This is a genomic window from Pseudooceanicola algae, assembly GCF_003590145.2.
Lineage (GTDB): Bacteria > Pseudomonadota > Alphaproteobacteria > Rhodobacterales > Rhodobacteraceae > Pseudooceanicola > Pseudooceanicola algae.
Map to the genome: position 1 here is coordinate 2,261,892 of NZ_CP060436.1, position 24,180 is coordinate 2,286,071.

Sequence of the window (24,180 nt, forward strand, 5' to 3'; positions counted from 1 at the left end):
GCTCAGTCCCATTGGCTTGAGGATTCCCGTTCGATATCCGCCTCGATGGCGCGGACGGCATCGGCAAAGCGCCCGTCCAGATCGTCGCGCGGATAAGGCAGGTCGATGTCGTAACTGCGGGTGATATTGGCGCGTGGGCCACGGCTCATGACAGCGACACGCTGACCAAGGATCACCGCTTCGCGGATGTCGTGGGTGACATAGACCATGGTGCGCCCGGTGGCCTGCCAGATCGCGATCAGCTCCTTCTGAAGCACGCGGCGGGTCAGCGCATCGAGCGCGGCAAAGGGTTCGTCGAACAGCACCAGGTCGGGTTCGGCGGCGAGGGTGCGGGCGATCTGCACGCGTTGCTTCATGCCGCCCGACAGTTCGTGGGGAAACTTGGTTTCATGCCCCTTCAGCCCGACCAGGGCGATGTATTGCGCGGCGATCTCGCGGCATTGGGCGCGGGTCTTGCCGGCGACCGAGGGGCCGAAGCCCACGTTCTGCGCGACGGTCAGCCATTCGAAAAGCGGCTCGTCGATGGATTGAAAGACCATGCCGCGCTGGCGGCTGGGGCCTTTCACCGGTGCGCCATGGGTGCTTACCTGCCCTTCCGTCTGGGTCTCTGTGCCCGCGACGATCTTGAGCAGGGTGGATTTGCCCGATCCGCTGGGACCGACCAGGACAAAGAATTCCCCGTCCCGGATGTCCAGGGACAGATCGGCCAGGATCAGGTCGCTTCCCTCGGACTGGCCGGGATAGGCCATGCCGACCTTTTGGAAGCTGACGGCAGGAGACGGCGCCGCAGCGCCGCCGTTCAGGGTATCAGGTGCCAGAGCCATCAAATCACTGGCCCAGGTCGACGGCAGAGGGCATGGCCTCGGTCAGGAATTGCGGCGCGACGACCGTGTCGAAGGAGACATCGGCCCCCATGCTTTGCGCCACGAAATCGGAAATCGCGGTAAAGCCGGTCCGCTCATAATCCGTCAGGGCAAGCTGGAAGGTGTTGAAATCCAGAAGCTTGCGTACCGCATCCGCGGGGGCGCGGGTATTGCCGGCGATGATCGTGGCCGCCTCGTCAGGATGATCGGCGATAAAGGTGCTGGCCTTGGCAAGCGCCTTCAGCACGGACACCAGCGCCTCGGGGTGCTCTTCCACGAAACTGGCGGAGGACGAGACATAGGCGCTGCTGCTGAGCTGGGCCGCGCTGTCATCGGTCAGGACGTAATGATCGCCGTCCTCGATCGACTTCTCGGTCCCGTCGGCCCAGACGAAGGCCCCGTCGATGCGGCCGGTCTTGATCGAGGCGACGATCTCTACCAGGCTGGAGAAACCGACAAGTTCAACGCTGTCCGGGTCGACGCCGTTGTTTTCCAGGTACTTGATCGACACCAGATGCTGCGCTGTCCCGCTGGCGATGCCAAGCTTGCCACCGACCAGATCGGCGGGTTCCTTAATCTCGTTCGCGACAACAAACTTGTGCCAGCCCGGCAGCGACCGGAAGATCCCCGCCAGCACCACAAGCTGACCGCCGCGCGCCCGCGACACCGTGGGAAAGTCGAGACCTACGGCCATGTCGGCCCGGCCCACGATCAGGGAATCGATGGCCTCGACCCCGGTGGCAAAGGTGGTCACCGTGGCATCGATGCCTTCTTCCTCGAAATAGCCCTGGTCCCGGGCGACCCAGATCTGCGAGCCGGTGGTATAGGGATCGACGCCGAAGCGGACTTCGGTCATGTCCGCCGCCTGCGCCAAGCCGGCACCGGCAAGGCAGAACGACAGCGCCGCGCCGGCCAGCCGGCCGAGGAAAGTTTCAGTTTTCATTGGTTTTATCCTTGTCCTGTTGGGGTTCTGGTTTCTTGGTCTTGTTTCGGTTCGCCGTGATGTCCTGGAAATCGAGCGGCGAGAGGTCGAACAGATTTCGCGAGGCGATCAGGTCCGGGGACTGCCAGGCATCCGAGAACAGCGCGACCTTGCCATCGCCGCCCCGGATGGTGGCAAAGCCGCGCAGCAGGGGCCGGCCGGGCGTCAGCGACAGCAGGCTGGCGATCTCGGGTCCGGCCGCTTCGGCGGAATTGATCGTTTCCAGCGTGGCGCCACGCGTCTGGATATACCCGGTGACCGAGGCCAGCACATTGAAGGTCCCCTGCCTCGGCACGGCCTCAAGCGGGATCTCGGGAACGAGATAGTGATCGATCACCACGCAGGGCTGACCATTGGCCGTGAACAGCCAGCGGACCCGCCCAACCGGGTCATCGGAGGTGATTTCCAGGCGCGTCTTCAGCGACGTTTCGGGCACGACCCGGTCGCGGAACACCTCTTTCAGGCCGGGGCTGCGCCCGGAGGACTGGATCATGCGCCAGAAGCCGAAACTGACGCCGGGGGAATTGAAGATCGGCGGGTCGTTGACGAAGGTCCCGACCCCGTGCCGCCGCTGAATCACCGATTTCGCGATCAGGTCGGAATAGGCTTCGCGCATGGAATTGCGGCTGAACCCGAGAATCCGGCTCATTTCCACTTCGGCAGGAAGCTTGTCTCCGGCGGTCAGGCCCTGGTCCGCAATATAGTTCAGGATGCGGTCTGCAACGGTCTCGCTCACCGGTTACTCCCCAAGAGGTAGGACGTCCTACCTCTTGTTGCATCGGTTCTCGGATTCGGCCAAGCTCGCATTATCGCCAGACGTGGATTTTCTTCCCGGAGACCCGGAAAATGAGCTGTTGCAGTCCAGGAAATAAGCAGATGCCGGATGGGACAGGGCGCCCACGGCCCATGGATCTTCCCGAAGGCCCTCTGGATCACGCCGGAATGCAGCGCATTCCGTCCGGGCGCTGGCAGGTGGGCGAAGAGGGTCCGACCGCCATTCCAGGAGACAGCGAAGGCCCCCGGCGTGAAGTGACGCTTGGCGCCTTCCTGATCGATGAAGCGGCGGTGACCAATGCGGACTTCGCCGATTTCGTGGCAGAAACCGGATATGTGACGCAAGCCGAGACCCTGCGCTGGTCCTTCGTCTTCATGGCGCAGATGCACCCGGCGGCGGCCATCGCGCAGGAGGCCGATGCCATGGCCCCGGAGTGGTGGGTTGCGGTGCGCGATGCCTGCTGGCGGCGTCCGGACGGGCCCGGCACCGACTGGCGCCAGCGCCCCGATCACCCGGTGGTGCATGTCTCGGCCCCCGACGCAGAGGCCTTTGCCCGTCACCGGGGCAAGCGGTTACCGGGCGAACTGGAATGGGAAGTGGCCGCGCGGGGCGGGCTGGACGGCAAGCTTTACGGCTGGGGCAACGCGTTGACCCCCGAGGGGCGGCACATGTGCAATATCTGGCAGGGCCGCTTTCCGGTCGAGAACCGGGGCGAGGACGGCTGGCTGTCCACCGCCCCCGCAAGAAGCTTTCCGCCGAACGGCTACGGCCTGTTCAACATGCTGGGCAATGTCTGGGAATGGACGCGGTCCCCCTGGGTCGAGGGTGCCGAGGACGCAAGGGTGATTCGCGGCGGATCCTACCTGTGTCACGCAAGCTACTGCCACCGCTACCGGGTGTCGGCGCGGACCTGGAACCATCCGCTGGCGACCTCCAGCCACCTCGGGTTCCGCTGCGTGGCGGATATGCCCGGACAAGCCCCCTGCCCGTGATCTGCCGTGCCTCGCGCGGGGGGCCCAGCCGTCAGCCCGCGATCTCCTTCAGCTTGACCACAAGGGTCGCGGGCAGCGTGACGCCGGTCTCCGCCAGACGCCTGCGCGCCTCGATGCGGCGCGATCCGGGCAGGCGGGCGCCGGGTTGGGCATCTATCGCAGTGACCAGCCCTTCGACGCTGTCCATCCAGTCCGGGCCGGCGATGCGCGCGGGATCGAGCACGATGTAGCTTTGCGACAGGCGCGGCGCCGGGGCGTCCGCCTTTGCCAGCGGCGGCGCCTGAAGCGAGGTCTGGCTGCCGGCAAGGAAGGCCGTCAGCGCCTCGACCATCAGCGCGATGCCAAAGCCCTTGTAGCCCCCCGCAGGCAACATCGCCCCGGCCAGCGCGGCCTTTGCGTCCAGCGTCGGGGCGCCTTCGCTGTCGACGGCCCAACCGGGTTCAAGCGCCTCACCGGCGGCGGCGCGTTCCACGATCTCGCTTTTCGCGATGACCGAGGACGCCTGGTCGATGACGATGGGCGGTTGCCCGGCGCGCGGAATGGCGCAGGTGATCGGGTTGGTGCCAAGAACGGGACGGTTGCCGCCAAGCGGGGCGATGGCGGCAGGCACATTGGCGCAACCGATGGCCAGGTAGCCGGCCTCGGCGAACCGCTCCGTATGCCAGCCCATGACATCGGCGGCAAAGCAATCGGTCACCACCAGGGTCGCGATGCCGCAGGCGCGCACCGCACTCAGCGTATCCTCGAAAGCAGCCTGAAAGGCGGGCTGGGGAAAACCGCCACGGGCATCGGCCAGCACCATGGCAGGCGCCGGACGTGTCACCACCGGCACCGCCGCCCCGGCCACCCGGCCAGAGGCGACATGCCCGCAGACACCGGGAACCCGCGCCAGCCCGTGCGAGGCGATGCCGTCCAGTTCCGCCTCTGTAAAGATCCGCGCCATCAGCGCGGCGACCTCATCCCTGCAGCCTGCCATGGCAAAGGCCGCACGGGCCAGTTCAAGCGCCTCGGGCGCTGTCAGGGTAATCCTGTCCTGCGTGTTCATCTGTCGTCTCCCTGCGCGCGCCGGCGCTGAACCTGTGGAATGAGAATGCCCCGATGGCCAGGCTCGGGGCGCGGCCCGCGGCCAGTTCCGCCACGATCTGTCCGATGGCCGGGCCGGGGCCGAAACCGCCGCCGGAAAACCCCGTGGCAAGGATCAGGCCCGGATGGCTGGCAACCGGCCCGATGACCGGCAGCGCATCGGGCGTGCCTTCGATATAGCCCGACCAGCTGTCGGTGATCTGGACGCCACGCAGCGCCGGCATCGCCGCGTCCAGCCGGGCACGGGCATAATCCAGCATCCGGGGCATCGCCGGACCGCCCAGCACACGGGCTTCGGCGCGGCGCGTGGAACGCTCCTCGGCCAGGGCGCGGAAGAAATCGACCGGATTGCCGCTGATCGAGATCAGATCGTGGTTCTTTCGAAGCGTCGGCAGGAAATCCAGGAAATAGCGCAGATGATCGGGCGACACTTCGGTCCGGTTCAGGCTGCGGCGGGCGATGGTATAGCCGCCGTCCAGCCGCTTGCGAAAGCTGACGTCCCTGGCGGAAACGCACAGGTCCGGGCCATCAACGGGCGCGGTGCGCGCGACGCTGCCGCGCAGGCGTAATTGCGGCAGGCGCAGGCCCAGCCCCCGCAGGAAGGGCGACGACCATGCCCCGGCGGCCAGGATCACCGCACGGCACCGCAGGCGGCCCTTGGCGGTCTGCACCGCCGTGATCGCGCCGCCCGTCGTTTCAACTTCTCGCACCGCGCAATCGGTATAGATCCGCGCGCCCTGTTTGCGGGCGCCAAGGGCGATGGCGGGCGCGGCCATGAAGGGTTCTGCGCAGCCGTCTGTCGGCGTGTAGATCCCCCCGACGAAGGGACGTTCGCAGCCCGGCAGCAAACGCTTCACGCCCGCGCGGTCAAGGATCACGCTGCCGGTGCCTGCCGGGTCGCCGACCTCACGTTTCCAGCGGGCGTGAGCGGCAAGCTGTTTGTGGCTGTCACAGGGATACAGCGCGCCGTTCTGGCGGTATCCCGTGGCCTCTCCGGTCCGGGCCTCAAGGCCCTGCCAAAGGGTTTCGGCCATGACGGACAGGTCGATTTCCGCAGCGGCGCGGCCCATCTTGCGCACCCAGCCCCAGTTGCGGCCCGATTGTTCGCAGGCGATCTGGGCCTTCTCGAACAGACAGACGGGGATGCCCTGCTCTGCCAGCCAGAGGGCGGCAGAGGTGCCGACGATACCGCCGCCGATGATGACGACCTCGGTCTCTTCCGGCAGATCGGTGTCCGAGGCGACGCGGATCAGGTCCTGGAGCATCGCGCCTCTCCCGCTGGCGCGGCGCCATCGGTTTGGGCATCTGCGGGGCTGAAGGTCTCGTCGATGACATGGACGGCCCGGTCGGGAATGACCACGGCCAGGTCTTCGCCGGCGCGAAAACCCGCGACCCGCATGGCCGGCTGCTTGATCCGCAACTCGGTTCCGCCAAGGGTGCAGATCATCACCGCCATGTCGCCGTAGTCGAACTTTTCCACCATCCGCGCCCGCAGGGCTCCGGCGGGGACCTCCTGCCCCGCGCCGACGACCTCGATGTTCTCGGGCCGCACCAGCGCTTCGTAATGGCCCGGCGCAAGGCCGGGAGTGACGGCGGGACGACGGGTGCCGATATCGTCGATATCGACCGTCCCATCGGCGGCAAGGCGGCAGGGCATGATGTTGCTGTCGCCGATGAATTCAGCCACGAAGCGGGTCTTTGGCCGGGCATAGATTTCAGCCGGTACGCCCACCTGTTCGATCCGTCCGCCGGAAAAGACCACGATGCGGTCGGACATCACCATCGCTTCGGACTGGTCATGGGTGACGAAGATCATCGTCGCGCCGGTATCTGCGTGAATGCGTTTCAGTTCGATCTGCATCTGTTCGCGCAGGTTCTTGTCGAGCGCCCCGAAAGGTTCGTCGAGCAGAACCAGTTCGGGTTCAAAGACCAGCGCCCGGGCCAGGGCGACGCGCTGCTGCTGCCCGCCCGAAAGCTCTGACGGGAAGCGATCGAAGTAGCCGCCAAGCCCAACCATCTTCAGCGCGGCCTCGGCACGGGCGCGGGTGTCGCTGCGGCTGACGCGGCGCATCTTCAGCGGATAGCCGACGTTGCGCCCGACGCTCATATGCGGGAACAGCGCGTAGTTCTGGAACACCATGCCCACGTTGCGCTTGTAGGGCGGCACATCCCCGACAGAGCGGCCGTTCAGGATGACCTCGCCCTGCGTCGGGGTTTCGAACCCGCCGACGATCATCAGCGTCGTGGTCTTGCCGGACCCTGACGGGCCGAGCAGGGACACGAATTCCCCCTTCCTGATTTCAAGGTCATCGACGGTCAGGACGGTGGTGCGGCCGTCGTAGGATTTCGTGAGGTCACGCAGGTAAAGCGAAATGTCGGTCATCAGGCAGGCACCTTTTCTGTCCGGGAAGCAGGGGCAGCGCCGCGCTTGCGGCGGCGTCCCGAAGGGCTGAGCGCAAAGCGCAGAAGCGCCGCGATCAGGACGAAGAGCACCAGCAGGAACACCAGCGCCCCGGAGGCGGCGGCGATCACCGGGTCCATGTCCATCATGAAGCTGTTGAACAATTGGCGCGGCAGGGTCGCCTTGTCCCGTCCCGAGATGAAGACGGAAATCACCGCTTCGTCGAAGGAATGGATGAAGGCATAGAACCCCGCCACCATGATCGACGGGCCAAGCGCCGGAACCGTCACGTTCAGGAAGGTCGCGCGCGGATCCGCCCCCAGCGACAGGGAGGCCCGTTCAAGGTTGCGATCCAGCGAGGCGATGCCCGCGGTCAGCACCATCACGGCGGCGGGCAGGTTGATGCAGGCATGGGCGATGATGACGCTGCCATAACTCTGGAACATGCCGATTTCGACGAAGTAGATGTAGTAGCCGATGGCCAGCACGATATGCGGCACCAGCAGCGGCGCGATCATCAGCAACCGGAACATGGCCTTGCCCGCAAAGCTCCACCGCGTCAGCGCGAAGGAGGCTGGCAAGGCCAGCGCCAGCGTCAGCACCACGTTGCAGGCCGCGATGAACAGGCTGTTGAACAGCGGCCCGGTCCAGGCGGGGTCGGTGAAGAATTCCCGGTAGTAATCCAGCGAATAGGCCGGCGGCGGGAAAGACAGCGACACCGAGGCGCTGAAGGACATCGGAATGACGATCAGCACCGGCCAGATCAGAATATTGGCCACCACGAAGGCGATGACGGCAAAGACGCGGGTTTCCCTGACTTTCATTTCGCGCTCCACAGCCGGTCGAGAGAGGTGAAGGAGCCGTAGATCAGGAACAGCACCCCGGTGAAGGAAGTCAGGATCACGCTTGACGCAGCCGCCGTCCCGAAGCTGAGCATCTGTTCCATCTGCTTGCCGATCAGACCCGAGATCATCAGGTCACGCGGACTGCCGAGGATCGCGGGCGTCACGTAATAGCCCATGCAGGTGATGAAGATCAGCACCCCGCCATTGGCCAGCCCCGGCAGCGACAGCGGCAGGTGCACGTTCAGAAGCGAGCGCAGGTTGTTCGCGCCAAGGCTGGCGGAGGCCAGCATCAGCCGCGGGTCGATCCGGCGCATCGTGGCATAAAGGACCAGCACCATCAGCGGCGTCAGAAGCTGGGTCATCGCGATGACGGAGGCCATGGTGGTGTACAGCAACCTCGGCGGCGGGTTCCATCCCATCAGCGCAAGGATGCTCTGGGCCGGGCCGCCATTGCCCAGGATCACCAGCCAGGCGAAGGTCCGCACCAGGAAGCTGACGAGGAAGGAGCTCATCACCACCATCGCCAGGGCACGGGCATAGGCAGAGGGGCTGTTGGCAATGATGAAGGCCACCGGATAGGCCATGAAGGCGCTGACCACGGTGACCACGCCGGCCATCAGCACGGTGCGCAGCAGCGTTTCCACCATGTAGCCGCTCTGAAAGAAGCGGGCGTAATTGGCCAGCCCCGGCTTGGGGTCCATGAAGCTCAGCCAGAGCACATAGACCATCGGGGCAAGAAAGAAGACCGCAAGGAAGGCCGTGGGAACCAGAACCGACAGGCGGCGGATGAGGGGAACGGAAGTCATTGTGTGACCCTCGAATATTTCCGGGTGGGGCGGCGGCCCGTCTGGCCGCCGCGCAGATTTCAGCTCAACTCAGCTCAGCAACCAATCCGCGAAACGGGAATTCATCTCGTCCAGCTGATCGGCGATGCCGGGCGCGCTGAGCCAGACCACGAGGTCCTTGTACTGCGGTGCCGTGGGCAGACGGTGCAAGACATCCGGCGAGATGTAATCGAGCGCTGCGGGATTCACCGGGCCGGTGCCTGCATTGACGGCGAAGGGGCCCACGCGTTCGGCCTTTACGGCGGATTTGACGAATTCCCAGGCAAGCGCTTCACGGGGCGTGCCTTCGGCCACGACCCAGAAGGCCGTATCCACAAGGCATTCGTTCCACACGATGGTTGCCTCTGCGCCGTCGTCGATGGCGCTTTGGGCATAGGCGGGCCACATGCCGATCATCTCGACTTCCTGGTCGCGGATCATCTGGGTGGATTGCGGGCCTTGCGTCCACCAGTTGACGACCGAGGGCTTGATCTTGTCCAGCGAGGCAAAGGCCCGGTCCAGGTCGTAGGGGAACAGCTCGTCCTTGGGGACCCCATCGGCCATCAGGGCAAAGGCCAGCACCCGCGCGGGGTAGTTCTGCAGCGACCGGTCGCCGGGGAAGGTCTCGGTATCCCAGAACTCGGCCCAGCTTTGCGGACCCGCCTCGCCGAAGGTGTCGTTGCGATAGACGATGTTGTTGCCGAAGGCATGGCTGGCCACGCCGCCGTTGATTACACCGCCCTCAAAGACCTCACCTTCCTTGATGTTGTCTTCGGCCATGGCGATCAGCCCGGCCTGCGCGGCCTGGGCCAGCTGCGCCACGCCAAGGGTGGTCACGTCGAATTCATAGGCGCCGGACCGTTTCTGCGCTGCCAGCTTGGCCATGGACACCGGCGACACGGTGCGGATTTCCACCCCGGTATCGGCAGTGAAGGGGTCAAACAGGTACTTGCGCGCGTTCTCTTCCCAGGAACCGCCCCAGGTGTTGACGTAAAGTACGTCCTCTGCCGCCTTGGCGTCACGGATATAGGGCGCGCCCAGAACGAATGCGCCACTTGCGGCGCCGGTCTGAAGCAGGCGGCGCCGGGTCATTGGAAGTCGGGTCTTTCCGGTCATTCTTTCATCTCCTGTTGGTAAGGATCGGCCCCGGCATTCTGATGTCCCGGTGACCGTGGTTTGTTGTCCGTCCGTCAATCCACCTTGCAGCCTGTCAATCAGCTGTCCGGCAACCTGTCTCCGGACCTTGCGGCCCTGTGGCCTGTCGGGCCCGCGATCAGCCGAAGTTCGCCTCGTAGACGCGCATCCAGTTGGCCCCGCAAAGCTTGTCGACGTCTTCGGGGGTAAAGCCGCGTCGTGCCAGCGCCGCGGGAAGGCCGGACATCTGCGAGACGTCCTCCATCCATTGCTGGGCCGGGGCGCCATAGGCATTGGTCGTCTTGGCCGCACCGAACTGCGCGCTGCGGGTCCAGCGGCCGACACGCATCCAGTCCAGCTCGGGCCTGGCGACGTAGTGCCCGGCGTCGGTGCCGATACCCACATGATCGATGCCCATAAGATCGACGGTACGGGCGACCATCTCGGCCCAACCGTCGATGCTGGCGGTGGCGTAATCCGGCGTGATGTTGTGATAGACCGCAAGGCCCAGGATCGAATTGGTTTCCACCAGCGCCTTCAGCACCGCGTCGCTCTTGTTGCGATGGTGGGGCATCAGGCTGGCGGGGTTGGCATGGGTCACGGCGACCGGCTTGGACGAGGCCTCGATGGCCATCAGCGTGGTCTTTTCACCGACATGGGAACAATCGGCCATGATGCCGTGGGTGTTCATCTCGCCGATCAGCTCCCTGCCGTAGCGGGTCAGCCCGCTGTCGGAGGGTTCATAGCAACTGCCGCCGACGTCGTTCTGGATGTTGTAGGTCAGCTGCGCCACCCGGACCCCAAGCTGCGCGAAGAGTTCCGGGTACCGAATGCGGCCTTCGAACATGCCCGAGTTCTGGAACCCCATCAGCACGCCGACCTTGCCGTCGGCTTCGGCCTTGCGGATATCGGCGACCGAGCGGACGATCATCATGACGTCGGAATTCTCGCGTTCCTTGTCCAGCCACGCGGCGATGGAATCCATGCTGTCGATGGCCCCACCCCAGAATTCCAGCGTGTTGGTCACGCAGGTAAAGCCGCCATCGCGCAGCTTCAGCAGGATATCGCGGCGGAAGTCGCCGCATTGCAGGCCGTCGATCAGCATTCGCTGTCTCCCTCGTCCTGCATTCCGGCTTCGACCAGTTTCTCTCTTTCCAGCATCGTCACGTCCATTTCCTCGAATTCTTCTTCGTCCGCCGAGACCAGCGAACCGTCTTCCATCATCATCACCGACCCGGTGTGCATCCGCGACAGGCGGGTATCGGGGGCCTGTGCCTCGTTCGACAGGTGGAACAGGTGCCACCACAGGTCCGGGTCCACCGCGATCCGCTCTTCGGCGATGCGCATCAGCTCGCGGGGTTCGGCCCCGGCCAGCGACAGACGCGCCACGGCGCTGTCCGTCCCGGTCACCTCGACCACCGCGCCAAGCCCGTGCTTCTGCACGATGGCGCTGACAACCTTCAGTTCCTCGGGGTGTGTCACGGATTGGATCGCCACAGTGGCATCGCCCCGGATCCGGGCGAGATCCGTCAGCAGGTCAGAGACCTCTTCCGCCACCAGCCAGGCGTGCTTGCCCGCCGCATCCAGAACCAGCCCCCCGGTCCTGCCGTCCGCCGCGCCCTGCCCGTCGCCTATATGGCTGAGGCGTCCGCAGCCTGCCATCAGCAGATCCAGCGTGGCCTCGAGCCCGGCAAAGCCCGACAGCCCGAGCGAGGCCGAAAACATGCCTGCGTCGGCCACCGGCCAGCGGCGTCCAGGGTCCATGCCCTTGAACTGCAACAGCCGTTCGATCACCATCCGGCTTTCGCGCAGGGTGACCCGGAACTCCCCGGATGCGGTGCTCATGCCAGGCTCTCCTCTTGCTTGATGCTTTCGCTGCGGGGCGGTGCGGACCAGTCGGCGCAGGCGGTGCCGGCCATGACCTCTTCCGGCAGGGGCGCGCCCTGAAACAGGATCCCGCGGATCACCCGGTCGAGCGAATCCACGGTCTTGTCCAGCCCGTGCAGCCCGCTGTTGAGGCACTTGGTGATATGCGCGGGGACAAAATCCGCCGCCATGATGTTGGCATGGGGTGAATGGTAGGTCATCCCGGCCAGGGATTGCACGCGGGTCGTGATCTGGCGCAAATCGGGGTGGGCAACGAGGAAACGCGCGATGCTTGTGTCGGCAGGCACCCCTGCCAGCGCCGCATCCAGGGTCAGCACCAGCCGCGGCAGATCCAGACCAAGCCCGTGCTTGGCATCGATATCCTTGCGCGGGCCGCGCCGGGGCTCTTCTGCATTGCGCGACTTGTACCAGATGAAGTGATTGGCCTCGGTCGATTGCAGGTCGATCTGCCAGCACCAGCCGTATTCGGTGCCCAGCACCTTGCGCAGCTGGCCCACCGTCATCTCCGGCGTGCCGGTGACCTCTTCGTCGACCACCAGGGATTGCACCTGTGCCTGGGCATATTCCGGCACCAGGTCGATCAGCGCCGACAGACAGCTTTCGACCGCGTGATCGCTGTAGCGCCCCTCGAGCGCGGCCGAGAACGCTGCAAGCGGCGCCGCGCCGGCAGCATGCAGCCGTGACTTCAGCACCCGCACCTCGGCCGCGATGGCCTGGAGTTCCTGCGCGACATCGCCGCTTTTCGGGTAGCGGCCATATTCGGTCATGTCCTCGGCCCGGAAGGTCGCCAGCCGGTCCAGCCCGTCGGCCAGCCGGTCCAGCAGCGCCGGTTCGGCGGCCACGTCCAGCATCTTGGCCCGCGCGATGCTTTTCTCGCGGATCCAGATCCAGCGGTTCACCAGTTTCGGGCGGTTGTTGACGAAATACATCAGCCCCAGCGCCGAGCCATTGCCGACGCCAAGGTAGCGCCGCAAACCGGGTGCCAGTGTCACCGCCTGATCGCCACCGTCCAGCTGCGCGAAATGATCGACCAGATCGGCGGCAAAGACCCGCATCATGTAGGCCGACAGCATCTGCGCGGACAGCGCCCATCTCAGCGGATGGTCCTTTTCCAGCGTGACGAAGCTGCGCGTGCCGAAGGTGCCGTTCCCGTCCAGCCCGGTGTTCCGCATCGTGTAGCCGGCTTTCCACAACATCTCCGGCTCCGGCTGCTGCCCTTTGGCCAGCGCTTCGACGCAACGGTCAAAAACCCGGCCGGATCTGTTGGCGCGAAACCATGTCAGCGTCAGCGGCGTGGCGCGGCCCCGGTATAGCTTTGGCAATTCGCGGCGGGTGGCGGCGAAATCGGCATCACTCAGCCTGCCTTCGACCATGGCGCCCATCATGTCCCAGGCGGTGCCGATGATCCGGCCCGTGCGCCCCTCTTTCGAAGGACGGAAGGAATAGATCGGGAAGGAAAAGACATACCCCCGCGCCTCGACCTCGTAGAGCGCCTCGCCCAACCCGTCGCGCGCGATGCTGAAACGCTTGCAGCGAAAGCTCCAGCGTTCGCGGATCATCTGGGCGATCAACGCCCGCGAGGCGCTGATGCGGGAGGGCTGAAAAGCCGCCAGGCGCTCTGGCTGCATCACGATGCCGGGGTTGCGGAAACTCGAATACTCGAAGCCGTCCAACGGCCCGGCCTTGTCGAGTCCGGGCGTTCCAAGGTCATGGGTCTCGAAATTCGCGTTCATAATCTCACTGCCGTCTTGTATTCTAATTGAATATCATATGTTCTATTTAAAGCATGATCGCAGAAGCATCATTCTGTCAATCAAAACTGGGCAGCCCGGTGGGTTTGACGGTAAAATGGCCCTCGCCAGGGCCGAAAGGGAGAGGAAAAGCATGACCGACGAGGGGCAGACAGACAGCCAGGGAAAAGGCGTGCGCAGCCTTTCCAGCGCGATCAAGGTATTGAAAATGCTTGATCTTGTGGCCAACAATCCGGAGCCGTCCCGGTTCACGGATCTGCAGAAACAATCGGGCCTGTTGCGCAGCACAGTCTTTCAGCAGCTGCGCACGCTGGTCGAGGCGGGGTACCTCGATCTGCGCGACGACGGGCGATATCAGCTATCGCTGCGCTGCGTTGCGCTCTCCGCGATGGCCATGCGGCAGATGGATCTGACCGACCGGATCGAACCGCTTCTGGACCGTCTGGCCCGGCGCACGCATCTGACGGCCTCGTTGACCATGATCCGGTCCGGGCGCCCCACCATCGTCCAGCGGGTCGAAGCCGAAAGCCTGATCGTCGCCCGCCAGACGCTTGGCGCGGACATGTCGCTGCTGCTGTCGGCTTCGGGGCGGGTGCATATTTCGTTCCAGGACCCCAAGGCGTTGGAAGCGATAGCCGAAGGACCGGGGCTGGATCCGGCGCTTGTCGCCGAGATCCGCGAAAGAAAGATTGCCTATACCCCCTCCGGCCTGGGGGTCACGGCCTCTGCCACGCCGGTCTTCGACGGCGGCGGGCGTTGCTTTGCCGCACTGTCCATCGTGGGCGTCGAAGAGGTGGATATCCGCGCCCATGATGCGGATCTGCTGGAATTCGGCGCCGCGATCAATGCCGCGCTGCGGCCGGCCTCGGCGGGGTAAGGCGCGGCCCCCGCCCGATATGCTTGGGCGGGGGCCATTGAAATGGTGGAAAGGCAACCGCCCGCAGGTGGCCGCCGCCCCGATCAGAGAATGGCGCCGATGGTCTTGGATTTTTCCACGGTCTCTTCCCATTCTGTGGCCGGATCCGAGGCCGCGACAATGCCGCCCCCGACATGCAGGAATATCTTGCCGCCCGAAACGCTGGCGGACCGCAGGTTGACGTAAAGGCTGGTGGCGCCCCCAAGGTCACGCGGACCAAGATAGCCGGTGTAGAACCGGCGCGTCGCGCCTTCCTCTTGCAGAATGAACTCCATCGCCGGGGCCTTCGGCATCCCGCAGACAGCCGAGGTGGGGTGCAACTGCCCCAACAACCGACCCAGCGCCGCCCCGTCCCCGGATGGCGCGCGGAAATCCGACCGCAGATGGCAAAGGTTGGCGGCCCTCACGGTATAGGGCGCGGTCTCTTCCACATCGCTGAAGCCTTCGGCGGCAAAGGCGTCACGGATGAAATCGGCCACATGCGCCTGTTCATCGATGATCTTCTGCGGCCAGGTCAGGCTGTCGATATCGGTCTCTGGATCAGGCCACTGGGTACCGGCCAGCGCCATGGTGCGCAGCCCTTCGGCGTCACGGGCAAGCAGGACCTCGGGCGTTGCGGTCAGCCAGGTGCCCGTTTCCTGCGATGAAACAAGACAGACGAAGGCGTGCGGGTGCAATTGGGCCAGGTGTTCGGTCAGGTCCAGCAGGTCACGACCGGCGGGCAGGTCACGCGGGTCGATCCGCGACAGCACGATCTTGTCACAGCCCCCCTCGCCGATCTTTTCGACCGCGCGGGCGACACGCGCCATATAGCTTTCCCGTTCCGTCGGCGCCGGGTTTTCGCCCTGCGGCACCTCAAGCCGGTCGATGGCCGGGCCTTGCGGATCGGTCAGCATGGCCTGTTCATCGGTCTGCGGCCTTGGGCCCAATGCATTCCCGTCCCGATAGCGCGCTCCGCCTGCGGAAACCAGCACATCGGCGGCAAAGGTCCAGGCCAGGTTGCCATCCTCGCAAGAGAAGGGTGCCATGACGAACCCCGGCGCTGCGGGCCCGCCGAAAACGGGGGCAAGTTGCGGCGCGCTGGTAGAGATCAGGGCCGTGAAATCCGCGCCGAAGGGGTCCCGCCAGATCGCGAAGGGCAGCCCGTTCGCATTGGCCCGCTTGCAGGCGGCACGCTGCATGTCATTGATCAACAATGGAAACCTCCTCTTTTACAAGACGGGAAACTGCGCCCGGAACAGGGCAGGCGTCCAGATCGAAGACTATGGAGAGTTATAGCGAGGGACTATATCACCGCCCCCTGGTCTCGGCCCTGATCTCTGCCTCGACCGGCAGACCCAGCTCCTGCGCCGCCTGCAGAAGACAGCGCCGGGCCTCGCGCACTTCGATGTCATCGACGTTGTCGGACCGGCAGTGCAACAGGATCGGCTGTCGCTCTGTCCCCGCCAGTGGCCGCACGCTGAGCGCGGGGTTGGTCACACCGAACGCGGAAAGCTCATCCTGCAGGGCAATGCCGAAGCCTTCGCGCATCAGGTGCGGCGCGGATTCGGCGAACCGGGTCTCGATGGAGATATTCGGCTCGATCCCCGCAGATTCGAAGATCTTTCTGACCAGTTCGCCATGGGGCGTGTTGCGGTGAAAGAAGATCAGCGGCTCTTCGGCGATGTCATGCACGGTCAGTTCGCTTTTGCGCGCCAAAGGATGCTCGCTGGGAACAACGCAGACCATGCCGGCCGAAGAGATCCGGAACGAGGTGATCCCGGGATCGTCGAGCGGAAAGATCGTCACGGTGCAATTGCCCTCGGCCATCCAGAGGTAGTCGCGGTTCTGCTTCATCGACAGGGTGTCCATGCGCAGGTTCATTTCGGGCCGGCGTTTGCGAAAGATCGACAGGCAGCGCGGCCCCAGCGCCTGGCTGACCGAAGGCGAAACCCCGAGGCGGAACATGGTGCCCTTGCCCTGCACCATCTCGTTGACGCGATCGGTGATCTGTTCGAAGGCGGTCATCGACGGCGCAGCCACATCGAAGATCTGTCGCGCCAGGGCAGTAGGGCGCAAACGGGCGCCGGAGCGGTTGAACAATTGCACCGACAACACGTCTTCCAGGCGGCGCACCGTATTGGTCACCGTGGGCTGCGCGATCCCCAATTGCTGGGCGGCACCGCTGATCGATCCCGTCAACATGACCGCCCGAAACACTTCAAGTTGCCGAAATGAAATCACTTTCCGATCCGTCCGCCGTTGGGTTGCGGGAAACTACCTGACTTGACATGGATCCCCCATCGGGGCGACCTGCGTCACCAAGTAAATTCCAGGGTTTCCTCGTGGCAAGGGCCCGGCCCCGCCGGGGCGAACCGCCCTCGGCTGAACTGACGCCCCCCACGAAACAGAACCCCATAGCGTCAGGCTATGCAAGTCTAGCAAGTCATAGCTTTTCACTTCGCCCTGCTTGCGCCAGTGTGGGACTTCCGCCGGGTCATGGAGAGGCCCGGCACTGACAGACTCTGGGAGGAGTTATATGGCTTTCGCAAAATTGACCCGCCGTGCCTGGCTGGCCGGCCTCGCTGGCCTGTCGCTGGTATCGGCCAACCCCTTGATGGCACAGGAAAAGGACGATGTGGTCCTGGGCGCGCTGCGCTTTACCAGCCATGCGGCAGGGTTCGTGGCCTATGAAAAGGGCTATTTCGACGAAGAGAACCTGAACGTGTCCTTCGAATTCTTCCAGGCCGCCCAGCCGATCGCTGTCGCGACCGCAGGCGGGGACGTGGATTTCGGCCTGGCTGGCGTGACCGGCGGCATGATGAACCTTGCCGAAAAGGGCGCTGTTCGGATCGTCGGGGGCGTCCTGCATGAAAAGAAGGGCGTCGATGGCATGATGGTCATGGCCTCGAACAAGGCCTATGAAGCGGGCCTCGACACGGTCCCCGAGATCAAGGGCCATTCGATGGCGATGACCCAGGTCGGGTCCACCTTCCACTACATGACCAGCCGTATCGCGGATACCGAAGGCTTCGACATCTCCGACGTGCGCCTGATGCCGCTGCAAAAGGTCGGCGCCATGGTCGCTGCGCTGCAGTCGGGTCAGGTCGATACGATGATCATGGTCCCCCATATCGCCAAGCCGATGGTCGCTGCCGGCAATGCGAAAGAGCTCGGCTGGCTTTACGACTATGCCGAATACCAGATCTCGACCCTGTTCACGAGCGTCGAGAACATCGAGACGAGGCGCGACATGGTCGAACGCTTCATCCGCGCCTATGCCAAGGGGATCGCCGAATTCAACCGCGTCATGCTGGCTGAAAATCCCGATCCCGAGGAACTGGACGAGATGACCCGCCTGATCGCCAAATACGTGGCGCCGGACAAGCCTTATGACGAGGCCAAGGAATCGATCCAGCAGGGGGCGATGAACCTGAACGAGGATCTCGCGCTCAACCTCAGCGATGTCGCCCTGCAGGTGCAGTGGTTCAAGGATCAGAACCTGGTGACCTCGGATCTGTCGGTCGACCAGCTGGTCGATGACAGCTTCGTCGAAACCTACTGACCCCGCGACGAGGCTGATGACATGGACCTTCGCGTCGAGAACCTTTCGCATTCTTACGATAATCTCGAGGTTCTGAGGGATCTCAACCTGACGATCCCCCATGGCGAGATCGTCTGTATCATCGGCCCGTCCGGCTGCGGCAAATCCACCCTCCTGCGTCTGCTGGGGGGGCTGGAAAAACCCAGCCGGGGACGTATCGTGCAAATGGGCGAGGCGCCTGACGGCTCGCTCAACCCGCTGACCTATGTCTTTCAGGACTTCGCCCTGCTGCCCTGGCGCACGGTCGAGGGGAACATCTCGCTGGTGCTGGAACCGCATGGCCTTTCGGCAGAGGAACGCGAAAGGCGCATTGCCGATGTGCTGGACCGCACCCGGCTGAGCGATTTTCGCAAGGCGGTGCCCAAACAGCTGTCGGGCGGCATGAAGCAACGTGTCGCCATTGCCCGCGCGCTGGCGGTGAACCCGGCCGTCCTGCTGATGGATGAACCGCTGTCCGCGCTCGACAGTCAGACCCGCGAACTGCTGATGGACGACCTGACGGCACTGTGGGAACGCGAACCCTTCACCTCCTGCTACATCACCCACAATCTGAACGAAGCCGTCCGCCTTGGCCACAAGGTGGTCGTCTTGTCGCGCCGCCCCGGCATCATCCGCGATATCGTCGACATCGATATCCCGCTGGCCGAGCGCGACGTGGGCAACGCCAAGCTGGCCGCCCTGCAGGAAACCCTGTGGGAGATGATGCGCGAAGAGGCGCAGACAGCAGACCGGGAACTGGCCTCCGGCTAAGGTCACCGGTCACGCCGGTTCGATACGCCCGGCCTGTCTTCGCATTGATCCAGGGCAGCGCCCCGCACCGCCACCGAACGGGCCTGCCCGACCGGCTTTCGCTTGCCTGCGCCCATCCCTGCCCCTCGTCCCCTTCCGTGAAAGGACCCCCTTCATGAGCGATACTTCCGTCCCGGGCGGCTCCCGATCCGCCCCAGCCTTCGAAAGCACAGACGGCAAGACCGTCCCCTTCCGGGGCGGGGGTTTTTCCCCGAGACCGCGTAAATTCATCGGGCTGGCGGTCTTTGTCGTGCTGATCGCGGTATGGGAGCTTGGGTCGCGCACTGGCGTGATCTCGTCGCTGGTCCTGCCTGCCCCTTCGGAAGCCTTCGGGTCCTTCATGGATCTGGTCCATTCCGGCAACCTCTGGCGCCACCTTTCTGCCTCGCTGCAACGGCTCGTGTTCGGCTTTTCGGCGGGGGTCAGCCTTGGGCTGATCTGCGGGACGGCGGCGGGCCTGTCCTCGGTCGCGCGGGCCATCATCACGCCGCTGGTTTCGGCCATTTTCCCGATCCCCAAGATCGCGCTGCTGCCGCTCTTCATCATCTGGTTCGGGATCGGCGAAGGATCGAAGGTCGCGACAATCCTCTTCGGCAGCTTCTTTCCCATGGTCATCGCCACCTACAGCGCGATCGACAACGTGGACCGCACGTTGATCCGCATGGGGCAAAGCTTCAGCCTCGGCAAGGCGCAGATCATCTGGAAGATCGTGCTGCCCGCCGCCCTGCCCGGCATCCTTTCGGGCACCCGCATCGCGGCCTCGATCTCGATCATCCTGCTGGTCGCGGCGGAAATGATCGGCGCGCAATACGGCATCGGCGCCTATGTGCTGCTGGCCGGGAACCTGATGGCGACCGATCAGCTGATCGCCGGCGTGGCGATCCTGTCGATGCTCGGCCTGACGGTCAGCTGGCTGATCTCGCGCCTCGAGAAACATTTTCTGGGATGGAGAAACTGATGCCCCGTCACGAAACCGATTACGATGTGGTGATTGCCGGCGGTGGGGCCGGTGGTGTCGGTGCCGCCCTGGGTGCGGCCAAGGCGGGCGCACGTGTGGCGCTGGTGGAAAAGTACGGCTTTCTTGGGGGTGCGGCGACCAATGCCCAGGTGCTCGCCTATTGCGGCTTTTACCATCAGGGCGGCGAACCGGTCCGGGCCGTGGCCGGAGCCGGGGAACAGGTGCTGGCGGAATTGCGCGGCATGGGCGTGGCCTGCGAACCCTTCCATTCCCCCACCACCAGCAACTGGATCGTACTGCTGGACCCTGAAAAGCTGAAGGTCGCGCTCGACCGGGTGCTGAGCGCCCATGGTGTCGATGTCTACCTGCATGCGCGCGTCGCGGCGGCCAGCCGGACCGCCCGGGCCCTGGAAAGCGTGACCGTGGCGGGCATGGACGGGCGTTTCCGCCTGATCGCGGAAAGCTTCGTCGATGCCAGCGGCGATGCCAACCTGGCGCTCGTTTCGGGCGTGCCGATGCGCACCGGCGACAGCCAAAGCCGCATTCAGGCCTATACCATGCCCCTGCGCATCGGCGGGCTGGCGCCCGACACACGGATCGACCGCGCCCGGATGCAGCAGGTCATCACCGAATTCAACAGGGTCTCGCCCCACAAGATCAACCGCACCGATGCGGGCATCTTCACCCGCGTTCCGGGCACGACGGATTTCTGGTGGCTTGTGGTCGACCGCGCCATGCCGGACCTGTCCTCGAACAGCTTCACCCGCGCCGAGCAGACAGGGCGCGAGATGTCGTTGCAACTGGTCGATCTTCTGCGCGCCTCGGTGCCCGGTTTCGAAAACGCCTGGCTTGCCCAGACCGGCCCGCAGATCGGCGTGCGCGAAACGCGCCACCCGGCGGCCCGTTATGATGTCACCCGCGATGATGTTGTTCAGGGCCGGTTGCGCGAAGACGGCATTGCCCGGGCCGCCTGGCCGATCGAGCTGCATTCAGAGGCCGGAAAGCCAATCTATGAACATGTCGGCGGCGAAGGGTTCTTTCACGTGCCCTACGATGCCCTGCGTGCGCGGGACCTGGATAATCTCTGGTACGCCGGGCGGGTCATCGGCGCGGACGACCATGCATACGGATCCATCAGGGTGATGGGCACCGCCTTTGCCACGGGCGAGGCCGCCGGCGTTGCCGCCGCGCTTGGGGCACAGGGCCGGGACCCGGTCACGGCGCAGGCGGTGCGACGGGAATTGCTGCGGGGAGGGGCGCTTATCTGATCCCCGCCAGCCCCCACCGACCCAAATCCGGTCGCGGCGGGTCACCACCCCGGCAGACGGAACCAAGCAAGTGAATGCGGGTTGGGTGACTGGAACACGGAGGCCGCGATCTTGTCGGAGATGTTTTTCCAGGATTGGACCGGGTTGGTCAGGACCCTTGTTGTCGGCTGTCTGGCCTATCCTTCGCTTCTTCTGATGCTTCGGCTGTCGGGAAAACGCACGCTGGCCAAGCTCAACGCCTTCGACCTGATCGTGACCGTGGCCCTTGGCTCCACCCTTGCCTCGATCCTGCTGTCTGAAAGCGTCGCCCTGGCAGAGGGGTTGCTGGCGCTTCTGGTGCTGATCAGCCTGCAATGGCTGGTCGCCTGGTCCTCGGTCCGCTCGGCCACCGTGGCAGACCTTGTCCGGTCGGATGCCGCCTTGCTGGTGCGCGAAGGAGAGTTGTGCCGTGGCACGATGATGCGCGAGCGGATCACAGAGACCGAGATCCTTGCCGTCATCCGCCAAAGCCCTGCCAGATCGCTTGAGAATACCAGTGCCGCCATTCTGGAAACGGATGGGTCGTTCAGCGTCATTCCACTGGCAAAAGACGGCACGCCCAGGGCCTACGCGCAGGCCGGCCTCGGGCGGTTCAAAGACGTCTAGACTTGCGGCGCAGCGAACCCCTTGCCGATGATCGGTCCGGTCGGGCGCCCGGTAGGGGAACCGCCAAGCGGCTCCAGCGTGACCTCGTACAGCTGCTGCGCGCTCGGGAACGGCAGATCCTGGAAATTGAGCCGTGCCGCACCGATCCGGTCCAACGTCCCGAGAGAGGTCGGTCCCATCTGTTCCGACGGCAACGTCCAGACCTGCAGGGTCCGGTCGGCCGGGACGTCAATGTCCGCCACAAATCGCACGGTCGCCGTGTCGTTGCCATAATCGTCGATGACGGCCTGCGGCACCCCTGCGTCATCCAGCAGGACGGCCACCACAGTTGGCTGCGGCAGGGGGCGCAAACCGGCCCCGCCGAAGCCGACGGCCAGACCGACCAGCGACGCCGCAACCACCCCGAGGCCCCATTTCCGGGGCGCCGAGGACAGGTTCGCGGGCGGCGGCGGTGCCGTGCCGGACACCAACGGGCGGTCCTGCGCGGGAAGCCGGGCACGCAGGTCTCGGGCGAAACCGTCTGGCAGATCCTGCGGCGTGGCGGATTGGTCCAGCGGCAGAAGATGATCGCGCAGCGCCCCGACGCGGCGGGAAAGCTCGGCGTCCCGCGCCATGACCTCTTCCATCAGGGTGGCCTCGGTCCCGGACAACAGGCCCAGCACATATTCGTCGGACAGCGCGATGATCTCGTCGGATGGATCGGTCATGTCAGACAGTCCTTCAATGCGTGCAGACCCCGACGGATCAGCGATTTTATCGTGCCCAGGGGCACATCCTGGCGGGTGGCGATTTCGGCGTGGCTAAACCCTGCGACATGGGCGAGCAGGATGATGTGCCGGCTTTGTCCATCCAGCCCCTTGAGGCAGTCGCGGATGCGGCTTGGCGCGGCCAGGATCTCCCAGTCTTCGGTGGGCACGATAGCCTGCCGCCGCTCTTGCAGCGTCGCTAGGTCACCCGGAGACAGAAGGCTCAGCCGTTTGCCGTCGCGCAGGATGTTCAGGCAGCGGTTGCGCAAGATCGCATAGATCCAGCCGCGCGCCGACCCGCTGTCGGCGCTGAACTGCCTGGCCTTGCGCCAGATCAGCAACATCGCGTCCTGAAGCGCCTCTTCTGCCAGATCATGCCGCCCGAGGATACGGTGCGCGACCCCCAGAAGCTGCGGGCCTTCGCTGTCCAGGATCGTATCGAGGCCGGCATTCCGCCCTGCCGCGCAGGCGAAAAGGGCGTCGCGCAGCCGCGTGGCCCGGATCGCGGCGCTGTCATTTTCCGTCAAGGTGCGATCCTTTTCTGCGCGCGGCATCCGCGTCACCGCCCACCATCGCATTGAATGTATCGGCCCGGTGGGCAGGCCCGTAAACGCCATGGTTTCTTGCACAATCGGCCCCCTTTCAAAAGAGAAGACACGCAGGCCACCGGCATGGATGCAGAAAAATCTGAAAAACTCTGCATCCGAAATCGCGGCCCCGGTGTCTTCGGTACATGGACGGCGAGAAACGCCGTGCTTTTGCAGACCCTGACAAAGGAACACACCATGCTTCGTATCGCAGCTTTCTCGACCACCGCCCTGACCCTGTCGCTGTCGGCCGCCAGCGCCGCGCCTGCCATCGGCCTGGTGGGTGACAAGACCCTCGTGATGTTTGACACCGAAACGCTGGCCGTGTCCGGCACCATGGAGGTATCCGGCGTCGACAGCCTGCTGGGACTCGACCTGCGCCCTGCCGACAAGACGCTGGTCGGTGTGACCCCCGACATGGCCATCGTCAGCATCGACCCCGCCACGGGGGCGGCGACCGAGATGTCGATGATGGACACTGCCCTGCCCGTCGGGGACATGCCGGTGATCGTCGACTTCAACCCGATGGCCGACAAGCTGCGCTTCATGTCCGGCACGACCAACCACCGGGTCGATGTGGACAGCGGCGCGGTGACCGTGGACGGCAGCCTGGACTGGCAGGAAGGCGACATGCACGTCGGTGAAATGCCCGCCATTGCCGCCGCCGCCTATATCAACAGCCATGGCAAACCCGAAAGCACCGCGATGTTCGACATCGACAGCACCATCGTAGCCGTTATCCAGCAGGTTTCGCCCAATGACGGGACGCTTGGCGCCATCGGCAAGCTCGGCATCAAGGACCCCGCGGACACCTACGCCTTCGATATCCAGACCACCGAAGCGATGGAAAACACCGGCTGGCTGGTGAACGGCATGACCCTTTATTCGGTCGACCTGGAAACCGGTGCGGCAACCGAAGTCGGGGCGATCGAAGGTGTCGATGGCGCGATCCGCGACATCACGATCCTGCCCGCCATGTAAGCTGACCCGCGACTTACCTTTCGGCGCGGCCCGGGCGGGTCGCGCCGACCTGCCGGCAAGCTGACCACCTGCGCAAGGGCGGCATTGCTCGACCGCTCACGAATTTCCCCATTTCGAACAGGAACTGTCATATCGGTGTAACACGCGGCGCTCATATGGACACATGGGGG

At 64.7% G+C, this 24,180-nt stretch carries 24 protein-coding genes; 8 read left to right on the top strand and 16 right to left on the bottom strand.

Annotated elements, in window-relative coordinates; translation table 11 throughout:
• Positions 1 to 2: 2 nt before the first annotated feature.
• From PSAL_RS10565 to PSAL_RS10575, 3 genes are read right to left on the bottom strand one after another with little or no spacing between them, the layout of a single operon-like run.
• Complete coding sequence (locus PSAL_RS10565) at positions 3 to 824, bottom strand: ABC transporter ATP-binding protein (RefSeq protein WP_119837832.1); 822 nt, start codon at positions 822 to 824, stop codon at positions 3 to 5.
• Positions 825 to 828: 4 nt separating this feature from the next.
• Entirely contained in the window at positions 829 to 1,806 is a 978-nt protein-coding gene (locus tag PSAL_RS10570) for an ABC transporter substrate-binding protein (protein ID WP_119837764.1), read from the bottom strand.
• Positions 1,796 to 2,581 (bottom strand): GntR family transcriptional regulator, encoded by a 786-nt coding sequence (locus PSAL_RS10575; RefSeq protein WP_119837763.1) that lies wholly within the window; start codon positions 2,579 to 2,581, stop codon positions 1,796 to 1,798. The genes PSAL_RS10570 and PSAL_RS10575 overlap by 11 nt, the downstream gene beginning before the upstream one ends.
• Positions 2,582 to 2,751: 170 nt before the next feature.
• On the opposite strand from PSAL_RS10575, the gene PSAL_RS10580 reads away from it, so the two are divergent.
• Positions 2,752 to 3,612 carry a formylglycine-generating enzyme family protein gene (locus PSAL_RS10580; RefSeq protein ID WP_196941844.1) on the top strand — a complete coding sequence of 287 codons (861 nt, stop codon included), beginning with the start codon at positions 2,752 to 2,754 and terminating at the stop codon, positions 3,610 to 3,612.
• A gap of 31 nt (positions 3,613 to 3,643) precedes the next feature.
• Here PSAL_RS10580 and PSAL_RS10585 read toward each other — a convergent pair whose 3' ends face one another.
• From PSAL_RS10585 to PSAL_RS10625, 9 genes are all read right to left on the bottom strand, one after another.
• Positions 3,644 to 4,657, bottom strand: a complete 1,014-nt coding sequence (locus PSAL_RS10585) for an Ldh family oxidoreductase (RefSeq protein WP_119837762.1) — start codon at positions 4,655 to 4,657, stop codon at positions 3,644 to 3,646.
• Entirely contained in the window at positions 4,611 to 5,960 is a 1,350-nt protein-coding gene (locus PSAL_RS10590) for an NAD(P)/FAD-dependent oxidoreductase (protein WP_119837761.1), read from the bottom strand. The genes PSAL_RS10585 and PSAL_RS10590 overlap by 47 nt, the downstream gene beginning before the upstream one ends.
• Positions 5,945 to 7,078 carry an ABC transporter ATP-binding protein gene (locus PSAL_RS10595; protein WP_119837760.1) on the bottom strand — a complete coding sequence of 378 codons (1,134 nt, stop codon included), beginning with the start codon at positions 7,076 to 7,078 and terminating at the stop codon, positions 5,945 to 5,947. Before PSAL_RS10595 ends, PSAL_RS10590 begins: the two co-directional genes overlap by 16 nt.
• Positions 7,078 to 7,920 (bottom strand): ABC transporter permease, encoded by an 843-nt coding sequence (locus PSAL_RS10600; protein ID WP_119837759.1) that lies wholly within the window; start codon positions 7,918 to 7,920, stop codon positions 7,078 to 7,080. The genes PSAL_RS10595 and PSAL_RS10600 overlap by 1 nt, the downstream gene beginning before the upstream one ends.
• Positions 7,917 to 8,747 (bottom strand): ABC transporter permease, encoded by an 831-nt coding sequence (locus PSAL_RS10605; RefSeq protein WP_119837758.1) that lies wholly within the window; start codon positions 8,745 to 8,747, stop codon positions 7,917 to 7,919. The genes PSAL_RS10600 and PSAL_RS10605 overlap by 4 nt, the downstream gene beginning before the upstream one ends.
• Positions 8,748 to 8,816: 69 nt before the next feature.
• Entirely contained in the window at positions 8,817 to 9,881 is a 1,065-nt protein-coding gene (locus PSAL_RS10610) for an extracellular solute-binding protein (RefSeq protein ID WP_119837757.1), read from the bottom strand.
• Positions 9,882 to 10,038: 157 nt separating this feature from the next.
• Positions 10,039 to 11,004 carry a membrane dipeptidase gene (locus tag PSAL_RS10615; RefSeq protein ID WP_119837756.1) on the bottom strand — a complete coding sequence of 322 codons (966 nt, stop codon included), beginning with the start codon at positions 11,002 to 11,004 and terminating at the stop codon, positions 10,039 to 10,041.
• Positions 10,998 to 11,744 (bottom strand): hypothetical protein, encoded by a 747-nt coding sequence (locus PSAL_RS10620; RefSeq protein ID WP_119837755.1) that lies wholly within the window; start codon positions 11,742 to 11,744, stop codon positions 10,998 to 11,000. The genes PSAL_RS10615 and PSAL_RS10620 overlap by 7 nt, the downstream gene beginning before the upstream one ends.
• Positions 11,741 to 13,519, bottom strand: a complete 1,779-nt coding sequence (locus PSAL_RS10625) for a hypothetical protein (RefSeq protein WP_196941845.1) — start codon at positions 13,517 to 13,519, stop codon at positions 11,741 to 11,743. Before PSAL_RS10625 ends, PSAL_RS10620 begins: the two co-directional genes overlap by 4 nt.
• Positions 13,520 to 13,670: 151 nt before the next feature.
• Between PSAL_RS10625 and PSAL_RS10630 the strand changes: the two genes are divergently transcribed.
• The gene (locus tag PSAL_RS10630) at positions 13,671 to 14,414 is read left to right on the top strand and encodes an IclR family transcriptional regulator (protein WP_196222685.1); all 744 of its coding nucleotides are present in this window, start codon (positions 13,671 to 13,673) and stop codon (positions 14,412 to 14,414) included.
• A gap of 83 nt (positions 14,415 to 14,497) precedes the next feature.
• Here the strand turns inward: PSAL_RS10630 and PSAL_RS10635 are convergent, their stop codons facing one another.
• Both PSAL_RS10635 and PSAL_RS10640 read right to left on the bottom strand, forming a co-directional pair.
• The gene (locus PSAL_RS10635) at positions 14,498 to 15,649 is read right to left on the bottom strand and encodes a chorismate-binding protein (RefSeq protein WP_119837753.1); all 1,152 of its coding nucleotides are present in this window, start codon (positions 15,647 to 15,649) and stop codon (positions 14,498 to 14,500) included.
• A 94-nt stretch (positions 15,650 to 15,743) separates the two neighbouring features.
• Positions 15,744 to 16,676, bottom strand: a complete 933-nt coding sequence (locus PSAL_RS10640; RefSeq protein ID WP_119837752.1) for a LysR family transcriptional regulator — start codon at positions 16,674 to 16,676, stop codon at positions 15,744 to 15,746.
• A gap of 295 nt (positions 16,677 to 16,971) precedes the next feature.
• Between PSAL_RS10640 and PSAL_RS10645 the strand changes: the two genes are divergently transcribed.
• From PSAL_RS10645 to PSAL_RS10665, 5 genes are all read left to right on the top strand, one after another.
• On the top strand, positions 16,972 to 17,997 hold the full coding sequence (locus tag PSAL_RS10645; protein ID WP_231388488.1) for an ABC transporter substrate-binding protein: 1,026 nt from the start codon (positions 16,972 to 16,974) through the stop codon (positions 17,995 to 17,997).
• 21 nt (positions 17,998 to 18,018) lie between these two features.
• The gene (locus PSAL_RS10650; RefSeq protein WP_119837751.1) at positions 18,019 to 18,786 is read left to right on the top strand and encodes an ABC transporter ATP-binding protein; all 768 of its coding nucleotides are present in this window, start codon (positions 18,019 to 18,021) and stop codon (positions 18,784 to 18,786) included.
• Between the two features lie 154 nt (positions 18,787 to 18,940).
• A complete protein-coding gene (locus PSAL_RS10655) occupies positions 18,941 to 19,783 on the top strand; it encodes an ABC transporter permease (protein ID WP_119837750.1) in 843 nt (280 codons plus the stop codon).
• Entirely contained in the window at positions 19,783 to 21,051 is a 1,269-nt protein-coding gene (locus tag PSAL_RS10660) for an FAD-dependent oxidoreductase (protein ID WP_119837749.1), read from the top strand. Before PSAL_RS10655 ends, PSAL_RS10660 begins: the two co-directional genes overlap by 1 nt.
• A gap of 120 nt (positions 21,052 to 21,171) precedes the next feature.
• Positions 21,172 to 21,696, top strand: a complete 525-nt coding sequence (locus PSAL_RS10665) for a DUF421 domain-containing protein (RefSeq protein WP_196222694.1) — start codon at positions 21,172 to 21,174, stop codon at positions 21,694 to 21,696.
• On the opposite strand, the gene PSAL_RS10670 is transcribed toward PSAL_RS10665, so the two are convergent.
• Positions 21,693 to 22,403 (bottom strand): anti-sigma factor, encoded by a 711-nt coding sequence (locus PSAL_RS10670; protein ID WP_119837748.1) that lies wholly within the window; start codon positions 22,401 to 22,403, stop codon positions 21,693 to 21,695. The genes PSAL_RS10665 and PSAL_RS10670 overlap by 4 nt on opposite strands.
• Positions 22,400 to 22,969 carry a sigma-70 family RNA polymerase sigma factor gene (locus tag PSAL_RS10675; protein ID WP_231388489.1) on the bottom strand — a complete coding sequence of 190 codons (570 nt, stop codon included), beginning with the start codon at positions 22,967 to 22,969 and terminating at the stop codon, positions 22,400 to 22,402. The genes PSAL_RS10670 and PSAL_RS10675 overlap by 4 nt, the downstream gene beginning before the upstream one ends.
• Before the next feature lie 258 nt (positions 22,970 to 23,227).
• Here PSAL_RS10675 and PSAL_RS10680 point away from each other — a divergent pair, with 258 nt between their 5' ends.
• A complete protein-coding gene (locus PSAL_RS10680) occupies positions 23,228 to 24,010 on the top strand; it encodes a DUF4394 domain-containing protein (RefSeq protein WP_119837747.1) in 783 nt (260 codons plus the stop codon).
• The last annotated feature ends 170 nt before the right edge of the window (positions 24,011 to 24,180 follow it).